Source organism: Pseudomonas sp. B2021 (genome assembly GCF_018135665.1).
Classification (GTDB): Bacteria; Pseudomonadota; Gammaproteobacteria; order Pseudomonadales; family Pseudomonadaceae; genus Aquipseudomonas; species Aquipseudomonas lactis.
This window is the reverse complement of record NZ_SMOF01000001.1, coordinates 3,169,602-3,183,154: the sequence shown is the minus strand read 5'-3', so window position 1 is coordinate 3,183,154 and position 13,553 is coordinate 3,169,602. Positions and strand designations below refer to the sequence as shown.

At 57.6% G+C, this 13,553-nt stretch carries 10 protein-coding genes; 4 read left to right on the top strand and 6 right to left on the bottom strand.

The features are described 5' to 3' along the window. Positions 1-63: 63 nt before the first annotated feature. The 5 genes from E1K68_RS14225 to E1K68_RS14205 form a co-directional block, all read right to left on the bottom strand. Positions 64-441, bottom strand: coding sequence for a response regulator (locus E1K68_RS14225; protein ID WP_003191252.1), 378 nt, complete (start codon positions 439-441; stop codon positions 64-66). A gap of 78 nt (positions 442-519) precedes the next feature. Beyond that, on the bottom strand, positions 520-1,713 hold the full coding sequence (locus E1K68_RS14220; RefSeq protein WP_003191254.1) for a hybrid sensor histidine kinase/response regulator: 1,194 nt from the start codon (positions 1,711-1,713) through the stop codon (positions 520-522). After that, positions 1,707-2,306 carry a chemotaxis protein CheB gene (locus E1K68_RS14215; RefSeq protein ID WP_003191255.1) on the bottom strand — a complete coding sequence of 200 codons (600 nt, stop codon included), beginning with the start codon at positions 2,304-2,306 and terminating at the stop codon, positions 1,707-1,709. Before E1K68_RS14215 ends, E1K68_RS14220 begins: the two co-directional genes overlap by 7 nt. Next, the gene (locus E1K68_RS14210; RefSeq protein WP_169856910.1) at positions 2,303-3,133 is read right to left on the bottom strand and encodes a protein-glutamate O-methyltransferase CheR; all 831 of its coding nucleotides are present in this window, start codon (positions 3,131-3,133) and stop codon (positions 2,303-2,305) included. The genes E1K68_RS14215 and E1K68_RS14210 overlap by 4 nt, the downstream gene beginning before the upstream one ends. Continuing rightward, positions 3,134-6,631 carry a response regulator gene (locus E1K68_RS14205; RefSeq protein WP_003191257.1) on the bottom strand — a complete coding sequence of 1,166 codons (3,498 nt, stop codon included), beginning with the start codon at positions 6,629-6,631 and terminating at the stop codon, positions 3,134-3,136. It abuts the gene before it with no gap. A gap of 414 nt (positions 6,632-7,045) precedes the next feature. On the opposite strand from E1K68_RS14205, the gene E1K68_RS14200 reads away from it, so the two are divergent. The 4 genes from E1K68_RS14200 to E1K68_RS14185 all read left to right on the top strand — a co-directional run bounded on the left by E1K68_RS14200 (position 7,046) and on the right by E1K68_RS14185 (position 12,647). After that, complete coding sequence (locus E1K68_RS14200) at positions 7,046-7,351, top strand: hypothetical protein (RefSeq protein ID WP_212614273.1); 306 nt, start codon at positions 7,046-7,048, stop codon at positions 7,349-7,351. After that, positions 7,351-10,572 carry a hypothetical protein gene (locus E1K68_RS14195; RefSeq protein ID WP_212614272.1) on the top strand — a complete coding sequence of 1,074 codons (3,222 nt, stop codon included), beginning with the start codon at positions 7,351-7,353 and terminating at the stop codon, positions 10,570-10,572. Before E1K68_RS14200 ends, E1K68_RS14195 begins: the two co-directional genes overlap by 1 nt. A gap of 206 nt (positions 10,573-10,778) precedes the next feature. Beyond that, on the top strand, positions 10,779-11,132 hold the full coding sequence (locus E1K68_RS14190; protein WP_003191259.1) for a response regulator: 354 nt from the start codon (positions 10,779-10,781) through the stop codon (positions 11,130-11,132). 114 nt (positions 11,133-11,246) lie between these two features. Continuing rightward, on the top strand, positions 11,247-12,647 hold the full coding sequence (locus tag E1K68_RS14185) for a DUF1254 domain-containing protein (protein ID WP_212614271.1): 1,401 nt from the start codon (positions 11,247-11,249) through the stop codon (positions 12,645-12,647). A 54-nt stretch (positions 12,648-12,701) separates the two neighbouring features. Here the strand turns inward: E1K68_RS14185 and E1K68_RS14180 are convergent, their stop codons facing one another. Further along, positions 12,702-13,373 (bottom strand): DUF3313 domain-containing protein, encoded by a 672-nt coding sequence (locus E1K68_RS14180; RefSeq protein ID WP_003191261.1) that lies wholly within the window; start codon positions 13,371-13,373, stop codon positions 12,702-12,704. Between the last annotated feature and the right edge of the window lie 180 nt (positions 13,374-13,553).

The following is a 13,553-nucleotide window of genomic DNA, read 5'->3' as shown; positions in this document are numbered from 1 at the left end:
AAGCTGAAAAGAAACGCCCTGCATTAAAAGGTTCTTCTCGGCGTTCGAGAAGAACCCTGTTTATTACGCCAATAACCTCTGGATATGCTCCTGCAGCGTATCCAGATCAAACGGCTTGGCCAAAATCGGCGCATTGCGCGTGATCGGGCTGTTGCAGTCAAGAATCTCCTGCGGGTAACCGCTGATAAAGATCACTTTCAGTTCCGGACGCAACTTGATTGCAGGCTCAGCAATCTGCACGCCGGAGATCCCACCCGGCAGGCGATAATCGGTGACCATCAAGTCCAGATGCGGCTTGGTCGCAAGGATTTCGAAGGCCTGCTCTCCGTCGACCGCCTTCAAGACCCGGTAGCCCAGGCCCGCCAGGTACTCACCCAGCACAAACATAATGGATTCGTCGTCCTCGACGATCAGTACGACATCTTGTGCATCTTCACTCATGGGAAGCCTTTGTCCGGTCAATTGCTGCAGTTACGACCATGGGGTCACGCAGAGGTTGCGTCGAAGTGACGATTGAATTCACTCGGCCGCCTCAAGGGGCAGGCACACGCGAAACAAGGCGCCCTCGCCTATCTGGCTCTCGACCTCAATGGTGCCGCCATGGGCCGCCACGATCTGCTCGGAAATAAACAAACCCAGGCCCAGGCCGGCTGCGGAATGATTGGCCGAAACCCGCTCGAACTGCTGGAAAATGCGCTTCTGGTTCTCCTCGCTGATACCAATGCCATGGTCGCGCACCTCTACTCGCGCTTCGCCATGTTCGGCATACACCCGCACCTGCACCGGGCTCTTAGCGCCATAACGCAGTGCGTTAGTCAGCAGGTTGGTGATCACCTGCTCGATGCGAAACTCGTCCCAATTACCCTCCACCGGGCTTTCGGCCTGCAATTGCATGGAGGATTCGGCGGCTGCCACTTGCGGCGCGAAGTTATCCACCAGGTTGCGTACCAGTTGCGCCAAGTCAACGGGTGCCGGACGAATCGACAGCTTGCCGGTACGAATGCGCGACACATCGAGCATGTCCTCGATCAGGCGGATCAGGCTCTGGATCTGGCGCTCATCGCGGTCAACCATGGCGTGCATCTTGTCCAGGGTAAACGCGGCCGCGTTGTCCCGGGCCAGGTGCATCTTGCGCAGTTGGGTCTCCAGGATCAGCCCGTTGAGGGGCGTGCGCACTTCGTGGGCGACGATCGACATGAAGTCGTCACGCATGCGCACCGCCTGCTCCAGCTCAGCCTGGGTGGCTTGCAGGCGCGTAAGCAACAGCTCCTGCTCGCGGCGGCTGCGCTCCAGTTCCTCGACTTGCAGTTTCATCGCCTTGCTTTGGCGGTACAGGTCAACGAACACATTGACCTTGCTCTTGACCGCGTGGATATCCAGGGGCTTGTGCAGGAAATCCACCGCACCGCTTTCATAGCCCTTGAAGGCGTAGTTGAGTTCGCGGCCAGCGGCGCTGACGAACACGATAGGGATGTTCTTGGTCTTTTCGGTGCCGCGCATCAGTTCGGCCAGCTCGAAACCGTTCATGCCGGGCATCTGCACGTCAAGGATCGCCATGGCGAATTCATGTTCCAGCAACAGGGACAACGCCTCGTCGGCACTCAATGCCTTGAAGACCTGGCGATCCTCACGCTTGATCAGCGCCTCGAGGGCCAGCAGGTTTTCTGGCAGATCGTCGACGATCAGCAGTTTGGCCTGGACAGTACTTAACATGGGAAGGGTTCCAGGGAAGCCAGCAATGAGCCGATTCGGCTCAAGGAAAGAATATGGTCAGGTGTGTGCAAGGCCAGGGCCGCCAGGGGCATGACGGCAATACGTGCCTCTTGTGGGTCCTGCACGATGGTAGTGCCACCCGATTGCTTGACGTGGGCCAGGCCGCTTGCGCCGTCCTGGTTGGCACCGGTCAATAAAATGGCGAGCAGGCGGCGCCCATACACATCGGCCGCCGAGGAGAACAGGTAGTCGATGGCGGGCCGGGAATGGTGCACCCGGTCTTCCTGGCTCAGTGACAGGCTGCGGTCCTGCTCGACCGAAAGGTGATAACCAGGCCCGGCAAAGTACAACGTGCCCGCCTCTACGGCTTCTTTGTCCCGGGCCTCCTTGACCGGGATGTTCAGGCGCCGCGCAAAGACTTCCGCCAGTTGGCTGCGGCGCTCATCCGGCAGGTGCAGCACGGCAATGATCGGCAGGCCGAAGGTGCTCGGCAATTGGCCAAAAATACTCAGCAACGCCTCAACGCCGCCGGCGGAAGCGCCGACGACGATGGCTTCGATCCCCGAAATCGGGGTGTCCTGCGCGTCACTCATGATTTTCGGTAGATCCGTTCTTGTTTGACCAAGGGCTCGAATTGCTTGCTGTAGGCAGAAAAATCCAGGGTTTCCTTGCTGCCCAGGACCAAAAAGCCGCGATGACACAGCGACTCATGAAACAAACCAAAAGCTCGATCTTGCAATTTTTTATTGAAATAAATCAATACGTTACGACACGAAATTAATTGAGTTTCTGAGAACACGCTGTCGGTCGCCAAGCTGTGGTCGGCAAAGGTCACGTTCTCGCGCAGTGTCTTGTCGAAGATCGCGTAATCGTAAGCCGCTGTGTAGTAGTCGGCAAATGAACGTTGCCCGCCGGCCTGTTGATAATTGGCGGTATAAGCGCGCACGTTCTCCAGGGAAAAGATGCCCTGCTTGGCTTTTTCCAGCGACGCCGGGTTGATGTCGGTGGCGTAGATGATGGTGCGTTCCAGCAGGCCCTCTTCACGCAGCAAGATGGCCATGGAATACACCTCCTCACCCGTGCTGCAGCCAGCGATCCAGATCTTGATCGACGGGTAGGTCTTGAGCAACGGCACCACTTCCTGGCGAATCGCCAGGAAGTGCGACGGGTCGCGAAACATTTCGCTCACCGGGATGGTCAAGAACTGCAGCAACTGCATGAACGCGGCCGGGTCGTGCAACACGCGCTCTTGCAGTGCGGAGATGGTCGCGCAGTCGAACTGACGCAAGGCATGGGCCACACGGCGTTTGACCGACGCGCCCGAGTAATCACGAAAGTCATAGCTGTACTTGAGGTAAATCGCCTCGATCAACAGGCGCAGCTCAATATCGCTGCTGGTATCCAAGAAACACTGCTCCACTTAAATGCGTTCCATCTTCGGTAGCCATACGCGAATCAGTGAGAACAGGCGGTCCAGGTCAATCGGCTTGGCCAGGTAATCGTTTGAGCCTGCTGCCAGGCAACGTTCCTGATCGTCCTTCATGGCCTTGGCCGTCACGGCAATGATTGGCAGTTTTTTCCAGCGTGGGTCCTGGCGGATCAAAGCGGTGGCTTCGTAACCGTCCATCTCCGGCATCATTACGTCCATCAGCACCAGGTCGATATCGTCCACTTCATTGAGTCTGTCGATGGCTTCCTGGCCGTTACGCCCGATCACCACCACGGCGCCTTTGTGCTCCAGGGCGCTGGTCAGAGCGAAGATATTGCGTACATCGTCGTCCACCAATAGGATTTTGCGCCCTTCAAAGACCTTGTCGCGGCTGCGGGCGGTCTTGAGCATCTTCTGACGGTCATGGGACAACTGCGATTCGACTTTGTGCAGAAATAGCGTGACTTCATCCAGCAGGCGCTCGGGCGAGCGCGCGCCCTTGATGATGATCGAGCGTGAATACTTGCGCAGTTCGGCCTCTTCGTCCCGGGTCAGGTTGCGCCCGGTATAGACGATCACCGGCGGGAACGAGCAGATATCCTCGGTGGCCATGCGCTTGAGCAGCTCGTTGCCGAGCATGTCCGGCAGCTTGAGGTCGATGATCATGCAGTCGTAGATAGTGGTGCGCAGCAGGTCGAGGGCCTCCTGGGCAAAGCCTACGGCGGTGATCTCGATGTCATCGTCGCCGATCAGGCGGGCAATACTGTCGCGCTGCAGGTCATCGTCTTCCACCAGCAGGATGCGCTTGACCTTCTGGGTCAACTTGGCTTCCAGGCGAGCGAACACGTCCTTGAGCTCTTCGCGGGTGGTGGGCTTGACTGCATAACCGATGGCGCCCATGTGCATGGCGGCTTCGACGCGGTCTTCCACGGAAATCACGTGCACCGGGATGTGGCGCGTGTTGGCGTGTTCCTTGAGGCGCTGCAGCACGGTCAGCCCTGAATGGTCGGGCAAGCGCATGTCCAGCAGGATGGCGTCGGGGATGTACTGCTCGGCAAGGCTGTAGCCCTCGTCGGCACCGTGGGCGACCAGGCAGTGGTAACCCAGCTCGTGGGCGAGGTCGAACAGAATGCGCGCAAAATTCGGCTCGTCTTCCACCACCAGGATGCAACGGGTGCTGAACGGCGCCTTTTCGCGGTCGTCGGCAAAGCGTGGGATCAGCTTGGCGTCGGCCACCGGCAGCGGCGACACCTTGACGGGCGCGGGCGCTGGCGCGACCACCACTTGGCGCGGGGCCTCGATGGGCGCCGCGTCCTCGTCGCGTTCAACATATTGTTCCGGCAACACCAGCGTGAAAATACTGCCTTTGCCCGGCTCGCTGGTCACGCTGATATAGCCGCCCAGCAAGGTGGCCAGGTCACGGGAGATCGACAAGCCCAGGCCCGTACCGCCGTAACGGCGATTGGTGGTGCCATCGGCCTGGCGGAAGGCTTCGAAGATGCTTTCTTGTTGATCCGGGGCGATACCAATGCCGGAATCGCGCACCGTAAAGGCAATGCCCTCCCCCGGCGCGCGCGACACCGACAGGCTGACCTCGCCCTGTTCAGTGAACTTGATGGCGTTGGACAACAGGTTCTTGAGAATCTGCTCCAGACGCTGGCGATCGGTAAACAGCAGGGTTGGCGAGCCTTGCTGCACGTCCACCTGGAAGCCCAGTTTGCGGTCCATTGCCAGCGGCTCGAACATGCCGCGCAGGCCATCCACCAGGCGCTCGACACTGGCATTTTCCGGGCGCACTTCCAACTTGCCGGCTTCGACCTTGGAAATATCCAGGATGTCGTTGATCAGGTTGAGCAAGTCATTGCCGGCTGAATAGATCGACTCGGCAAACTTGACTTGCTCGGCACTGAGGTTTTCCTGGGGGTTATCCGCCAGCAGTTTGGCCAGGATCAGCGAGCTGTTCAGCGGTGTGCGCAGCTCGTGGGACATGTTGGCGAGGAATTCGGACTTGTACTTGCTGGAACGCTGCAGCTCATCGGCGCGGTCTTCCAACTCCAGTTGGGCCTGGTTCAGCTCGATGTTCTTGCGGTCCATGGCGTCGCGCTGTTCGGCCAGGGTCTGGGTCTGTTCGGCCAGTTGCTCGTTGGTCTGCTCCAGCTCAGCCTGCTGGGTTTCCAGGTGGGCCTGGGATTCCTTGAGGATGCGCGACTGCTCTTCCAACTCTTCGTTGGCGGTCTTGAGTTCTTCCTGCTGCACTTGCAGTTCTTCGTTGAGCTGCTGGGTCTCGGCCAGCACTTCCTGCAAGCGCTGGCGATAGCGCGCGGCTTCGATGGAGGTGCCGATATTGCCGGCGATCAGTTCCAGCAGTTCAACATCACGCTCATCCAGCGGGCGCAGGAAACCCAGCTCGACCACGCCGTTGACGCGGTCGTCATCGCTGGTGGGTACCACCAATACGCTGCGGGTGGCGCCCTCGCCCAGTCCCGAGCTGACCTTGAAGTAATCCACCGGCACATCGTCCAGGCGAATCAGGCGATCGCGCTGGGCGGCCTGCCCGACAATGCCTTCGTCGCTGTAGATCGACTGTTCCTGTTGTTCCTGCTCGCGGGAGAAGCCATAGGTGGCCACGCGCTTGAGGCCGCCGTGTTCTTCGCGCACGTACAGCGCCGCGACGGCCGAGCCCATGTACTGGGCAAAGAACTGCAGGATATTACGCCCCAGCATGTTCAGGGTCAGTTGGCCCAGCACTTGCTCGGCCAGTTCGGTCTGGCCATTGCGCAGCCAAGCGGTTTGCTCAAGGCGCCTTGCAATCTTCTGCTGTGACGCGAGGTTTGCACTGTAACTCTTTGAAAGTGAAATTAAATTCTTCCTGCCGATGTAGGCCAGAAAACCACTCAACCCCAGTACAAACACCAAGTACAGCGTGACACTGATCACCGTCGTGCGGGTGACCTCTGCGTTACGGGTGATACGGAACTGCTGCTCCATCGCCACCGCGTCTTCGTATTCCTTGCGAATTTCATCAGTGAGCCGCTTGCCCCGGCCCGCCTTGACAGCGCCTCGGTAATCGCCGCTGTTGCGCTGCAGCTCAATCATCGACTGCGCGTAGTTGTTCCATTCGGTTTGCAAGGTTTCCAAGCGCTTGAGTCGGTCGACCTGCTGCGGGTTGTCGGCTACCAGGTCTTGCAGATTGCGCAGGTCTGCAATGATCCGCGGCTTGGCCACTTCGTACGGGTCAAGGAAATGCTCGTCACCGGTGATCAGGAAGCCGCGCATACCTGTTTCCAGGTCAACCGTCAGTTTGGACGTCTCATTGAGGTTGTTAATGACGCGGTCGGTGTGCTCCACCCACTGGATAACCGAAAGCAAATAGGTAATCAGGCAGACGAAAAACACCGCGCTGAGCACGCCCACGCCCAAGGGCAAGGCGACGTTTCGGCTCAGCAGGGTACGGAAGCTTTTTTCATCGACGGACGACGCGGGTGTCATGGGCATGCCTTGGCCAAATGCGGAAAAACCGCAAGTTTGCCCGAATAACCGGGCTAAAAGCTATGTTTGTGCGTTGATTGGCAAGCAAAACCTTCCGACCGCTTGGGCCTGTCGCGCTGACTCTGGACGGAGTTTGGCAGCCCCTCACTATCTTGAAACAGATCTCACCATCGCAAATCGGGGGCGTCGTCGCGTTGTGCGTAGTCAGACGCTCCCCCTTCTAAACACGCGCGTCCAGGCGGCCCTGGGTCGGTTCGCCTGCCTGTCGGGCCCGGGCGTCGAAGGTGAGTCTCATACAGTGTTACGAGTTGGGTTCGGAACCTCGCCAGAACCTCTTCCCACACATCGATACGTGTTTGGACCACGGAGCGGTCGCAGGCACACATAAATTCCTTTGCGAACCAGGTACTTTGTATGACGAAGATATTGCACAGTTTCCAGCCTGATATCCTTGCACATTTACCCAAGCCACCCCCCATCATCAAACTCCCACACACGCCGCTCACGCCCCCACAATCTCCCGAAGTCCCGGGCACTCCCGACGTCAGCAACCTTGATCTCAACGAGCAACTGGGCAACCGTCAGAATTTGAACACGCTCGGCGATGCCTTGGTCGGGATCGCCGAGCGCTTGGGCAAGGACGCGCCCGCCCATGACGTATTGGCAGCGCTCAAAGCACCTCGATGGAGGTTCATCCGGACTCAGCGGCTCGCGCCGTGATGGGGGCTCGCACCACGCTTGAATCTTTTATAAAAAGCCTGGGGCTGCCGCTACCCAACAGTCACTTCGGCATATCTGGCCTCTCGGTGGCGGTGCTCGACCGTGCGCAAATCCATCCGCTGGGCAACCTGGAGGGCGCATTGGGCTGGCCCGTGCCGATGAGTGCCGATGACCAGCAGCGCTTGCACAACCTGGCTCTCAATTACGCCACCGCGCCGGATCAGCCAACCGTCAAGCAAACCCCTGGTTCGTTGCTGGCGTATTTACGCGAGCAAACCACCCTGGCGCCCGACGTCTTGGGCGATCCGGTCAAAACCCTGAACGCACTGGTGAGTTCCCCCGCGGCGCAGCAACTGGGCAAGAGCCTGCAGGAAGGTATGCAGCACGTCGCCACGGATAGCAGCGCCATGGACCACCTCCTGGCTGCCATGACCCTGCAACTGGACCCCGAGTCCATCACTGAGGCCAATCGCAACCTGACAGCCGGCTTCGATCTGGCCCACGAAGATCACTGGAACCAAACCGCTGACAAGGTGGTGCAAGCGTTGGGCAAACATTTGGTAGCCAACGGCAAGACCAGCCCCGATCTGGCCGGCGTCGCCGCTTATTTATTGCTGGCATCCCGCGCACCGGTATTCCTGATCAAGGACATCCCCTCAACCGTGACCTATGGAAGCCCGGCGTGGGTCAACCTGGCCGTTGCCGCAACGACAATTGAAGCCCAGACTCCCGGCCGGGTCGCGAGCATGACCTTCGCAGAAGTCATGCTCGAGGCCGAGAGCGCCGGCCTGGCCGACCGCTCAGTCACTCACGATGCGCAACGTGAAGCCCTGATCGACTGGGGCGTTGTGCAGGGCGTACTAGTCAAAAAAGCCGATCACCTCTACAGCGCTGAAGAACTGGCTGCCCTGCTGAGTGAATTCGAGGCGCGCACGGCGTCGATGACCTCGGCGACTCAAGTTTTTGAAAAAGAACTGCCCTCCCGTGCGCTGAAAGCCGACACCGTACTCAAAGAGCGCTTTCCCGGCCTGGAAGCGCTCTACGATAAAAGATTGATTCACGTGTCGTATCAGAAGCGCAGGCCCTGGGGAGATGTCTTCTATGAACCCGGCCCGGTCGGGCCGCACTCGCTCAGGGACATCGTGATGATGGACTTGAAAGGGCCGGTTCGCTACAGCAGCAGTGATTCGCGTATTCCTTTGGATAAGTTGAATGCCATCTCCACGTTTGGCGTGCTTGAGTCGTTCAACCAGGAATTCAAGGCCGCCATCAATGAAAAGAAAGTCGCGATGAACACTGCCATAAGGCACTTGATCTCCCAACTGCCGCTGGAAGATAGAAAGAATTTCGAATTAGGCAAACTTTCATTTTTTTATAATCAATCCACGACCCTGAGCACAGAACTCATTCCGATCTGGGGTAACACGCTTCACCCCAAAGAAGAACCGTTGTTAGTACGCGTAGAACGCGGTGGCAAGGCGACTGATTATGAAATCAGCTTCAAAGAGGGGTCGATTCGAAGCTTTCTCCCCAATAGAGCAGAGCCCAAGACGACAAGAAATGGCAACGTAAAATGCGAAACCATAGCCTTCAGTCCTTCAAAAGGTGGCAGCTCGCTTCGCAAGGAACAGCCCCCGACGGACAAAGCCGTACCTGACAGCTTCAATGGCGCTCGTAGTCAACTCATCGCAGATGCGTTTGTGGAACATACCAATTTTGATGATGAGGCCATCCTGGAGCAGGCACGGGGCCTCACTTACCACGATAAGAATGAGAAACGGGCCAATGCGATCAGCAACTTCATTTTAGAACTGGTGCCGTTTTATTCGGCTATCAATTGTTTTCGCAAGGGCAAAGTCTTCGAGGGTCTGAGTCACTTGGACATGGACCTGTTCGGGTTCGTGACCGCAGGGATGTCCACTGCCGGGAAAATGATCAAGATTGCCGGCACCACGGCCTCCGCCGTCAGCAAAGGGGCGCGCGCGGCCAAGGTCATCGGCATGGCGACTTTCAGCGCACTTAACCCGTTGGGTGGGTTGGGTGATGCGGCTATCGGGGGGGCGCGGCTGGCTGGTAAGGGCCTTCAGTTTCTTCGAAACAAAGCCACCAAGGCGGCGAATGCAATTCGCGGTGCTACCGGCAGTTACGATGTGCTCAAGGCAGCGGGCAAGGGACACGGGACCGCAGTGATTGGTACTTATCCCTCTGGAAACGTCAGCTTGCAGACGGTCGCCGTATTCAAAAATAATCGGTGGTATCACTATGACCCGATCAAGAAGAACGTATTTGGGGCGCCGATCAAAAATTTTTCGCGCGTGGGCGCGTCGTCAATGATAGTCCGCGCCACAGGCTCTAATAACGCTGCTTTTCGGCATCTTCTGAACCTCTCCCAATCGCCAACGAATGCTGCCGCTTATCAACGAGGTCTAACTCAAGGCTCTCCTTTTGACCTGCCAGGCTTTCATGTCCATATGTCTTCCGAAGATTTAGTCAATATTGCGTTAAATAATCACTTGGCCCCTGAACAAATGGGCACGCTGGTGAGGGAAATCAAAGCGCTGAGAATCGAGGAGGCCAAACTGGTCGTATCGAACCTAAAACATGATGTGAGTGCTCCTAGTGTGATTTTCACCGATGTGTCGCAGATCGATTATCTGGCGCGTACTGACATAACATCTACGGGCCATTGCGCAGGTTTTTCCAACCTCATGGCCTTGGCGATCATGCTCGGTAAAGAAGACGAGCTGATAAAAAATATCAAACGCGCAGCGATGAATCCGGGGGACATACAAGCGGCTGAATTTATCCAGGAGCTGCATAACTTCCAGATGATCGTTGGGGACCGGTCGGCTGTTCACATGGGTAAATCTTTCAAGCAGCAAAATCACTTGGAGATCATCGACGAACTGACCAACTCCCCCACCTCGAAAACCATAAGAATCGTAACTGCGGACCATGCAATGGTAGCTGGGATAAAGGTCGAAGGTAGCAGCACAAGCTGGTTTTTCTACGACCCCGATGGCGCGCTGGTCAAATTCACAACCTTGCAGGCAATGCAGGAGGGCATGGAAAAAGTGCTCAACAGTGGCCGACATGGAAAGAATATGAACCCGTACGTCACGGATAAGGGCGATAAATTCTTTGAAACCAGTGAATTTGCCGCCAGCGATATGGACACGGTGAACGACGTTTACAAAGAGTTGTTGGACGCCGCACTGTAAAGGCATCATAGCGCGCCAATGAATGTTGGCGCGCTTGTGTTTCAGCAAACGCTCATAGGGTTTCGCCCGCGCGTGAGACTTTATCCCGCACAATGATCACAATAGGCACCTTTTGTGGGAACTTGCCAGGAAGCGCAACACTCACTAGTAAGCAGTCAGTCAATCCCATAGCTCCGTACGCTCTCCATTTTTCAGGAATATCCCTTATGCCCGCCGCCTCCACCATCCTTGTAGTCGAAGACGACGCTATCGTGCGCATGCTGATCGTCGATGTCCTCGAAGAGTTGGAGTTCCAGGTGCTCGAAGCCGCTGATGCTGGGGAAGCATTGACGGTGGTGCAAGATACCGCCCAGGTCATCGACCTGATGATGACCGACGTCGGCCTGCCCGATATGGACGGCAAACAACTGGCAACCAAAGTGCGCGAACTGCGCGCTACCCTGCCGATTCTGTTTGCTAGCGGCTATGCCGAAAACATTGACGTGCCTGCCGGCATGCAGGTGATTGCCAAGCCGTTCTCGATTGATCAATTGCGTGACAAAGTCAAATCCATGCTCTAACGCCCCTTCCCTATCGTCCTTTGCAGAGATTAACGTGACGTCCGCCCAATAAAACAGGAAACTCAGCGCCTTCACGCCACGCTCTCAGATAGCACTCAGGAAGGACGCAACAACATGATTGGAAAACCGACGCGCCTGCTGTTGGCGAGCCTCTCGATTTTCATGAGCTCCGGCGCCTGGGCTGACTTCACCGCAAGCCCCAGCGAAGCCCGGGCCATCGCCAAGGAAGCCTACCTGTACGGCTTCCCCGTGGTGCAGATGTACAAGACGCTCTACACCCAGGCCGTTGATAAAGGCGGCGCCCACTTCAAGGCGCCGTTCAACCATATCGACAACAGCGCCCAGGTGCTCACTCACAAGGACAATGCAGTTACTACCCCTAACGTCGACACGCCCTACTCGTTCGTGTGGATGGACCTGCGTAAAGAACCGCTGGTGCTGACGCTGCCCAAGGTCGAAGACAACCGCTACTACTCGGTGCAGTTGATCGACCTCTATACGCAGAATTTCGCCTACCTGGGCACCCGCAGTACTGGCAATAACGGCGGCCACTACATGATTGCCGGGCCAGACTGGAAAGGTCAGCAGCCGGTGGACATCGACCGTGTGATCTACAGCGAAAGCAACATCGCCTACGCTCTGTACCGCACGCAGCTGTTTGATGACAAAGACCTGGGCAAGGTCAAGCAGATCCAGAACGGCTACAAGGTGCAGGCGCTGAGCAGCTATGTGAAACAACCGGCCCCCCCCAACGTGCCGAAGATCCAATGGCCCAAGCCAATGGCAACCATGACCGAAGGCCCGCAGCTGTTTCGCTACCTGAACTTCATGCTGGCCTTCGCCGCGCCACAGGACAGCGAAAGAGACCTGCTGGCGCGCTTTGCCAAGATCGGTATCGCCCCAGGCGCGCCGTTCAAGGTGAACCAGTTGACCGCCGAGCAGCGCAAGGCCCTGGAAGACGGCATCACCGATGGCCGCGCCGAATTCGCCGCGTTCAAGAAGGCCAAGGTCGACACCCACCAAGTGACCAGCGCAGACCTGTACGGCAGCCGCGACCACCTGCAAAACAACTACCTGTACCGCTACGCCGGTGCCGAGCTGGGGATGTTCGGCAACTCCAGTGATGAAGCCGCGCACTTGAGCTACGTCACCGACAGCGAGGGCAAGCCGGCCAATGGTGCACGCCACAGCTACACCGTGCATTTTGCCAAGGACCAGTTGCCGCCGGCTGATGCGTTCTGGTCGCTGACGATGTACGACGCCAAGACCAGACTGCTGGTGCCAAACCACAAGAAGCGCTACCTGATCAACTCGCAGATGTTGCCGAGCCTCAAGCTCGACGCCGACGGTGGCCTGACCCTGGCATTGCAACACCACGAACCGCCCAAGGCTGAGCAGAGCAACTGGTTGCCAGCCCCGCCCGGCCCGTTCTACGCGGTATTGCGCATTTACCTGCCCAAGCCTGAAGTCGCTAGCGGCCAGTGGAAGCTGCCAGCGTTGACGCCGCTTAAATAATTTCGGCGAATAAAAAAAGCGCGGCGGGTGATTACCCGCCGCGCTTTTTTTGACTCAGTGTTTTTTCAGTTTCACGTAAGACTGGTGCAGGTCCGACGCCCAACCGTCAATGACGCTTTTCACATCGTCGGCCTTCATGACCTGAGAATCATTGGCCAGCGGCTTGCCGGTGCCTTTGCGCACCACTTGGGCCAGCACTTTATGAGTGCTGCCATCGAGAAACTGCGCCTCGGTGCCCAGGGTGGTTTCCTGATCGCGAATGCCGGTGCCGGTGCTCACTGCCGCGGCCACCAGGGCGACGGGAATAAATTCATAAGGCTTGAGGCTTTCGGTCTTGCTGCTCACCGCGGTAATCGCCGCTCTTACCACGATCACTCCAGGGCCTGGGGCATTGGCCACGGGCAGTGACTGGGCCAGCTCGCGCTTGAGCGCCTGGTTGTAATAGTCGTTGATGCCGCGCAGCGTACTCTCGGGAATCCGGGAGGTGGCCTGGGGCTTGGGGTAGAACTGGGTGGGCTCGATGTACACCGCCGTGTAGCGGCTCAGGTCCAGCTGTGGATCGACCCAGCGCATCACCTCGGCCCCCGACGGTGACTTGGCTTCCTTGAGTTGGCTGTAGTTGGAAAGAAACCCTGAATACTCATCCGGCTGCACCACCTTGCTGGCGCAACCGGCCATACCGAGCGAGGCGACGCATAGTGTGCCGATCATTAGCCTTAGCTTCATTAGTGAACTCCCTGGCGACCATCATCGTGAGAACGAGTGGTAGGTATAGCCAATGTTAGGACATTGCACCTTATTTAACATGGGGCATCACTCAGATTTGAACTGCTCCGGTGAATTGGCTGGCAACTGCGTATGACTCATCCGCCTTGAATGGGTAAGGTGAAGCCACACTTTTTGTCC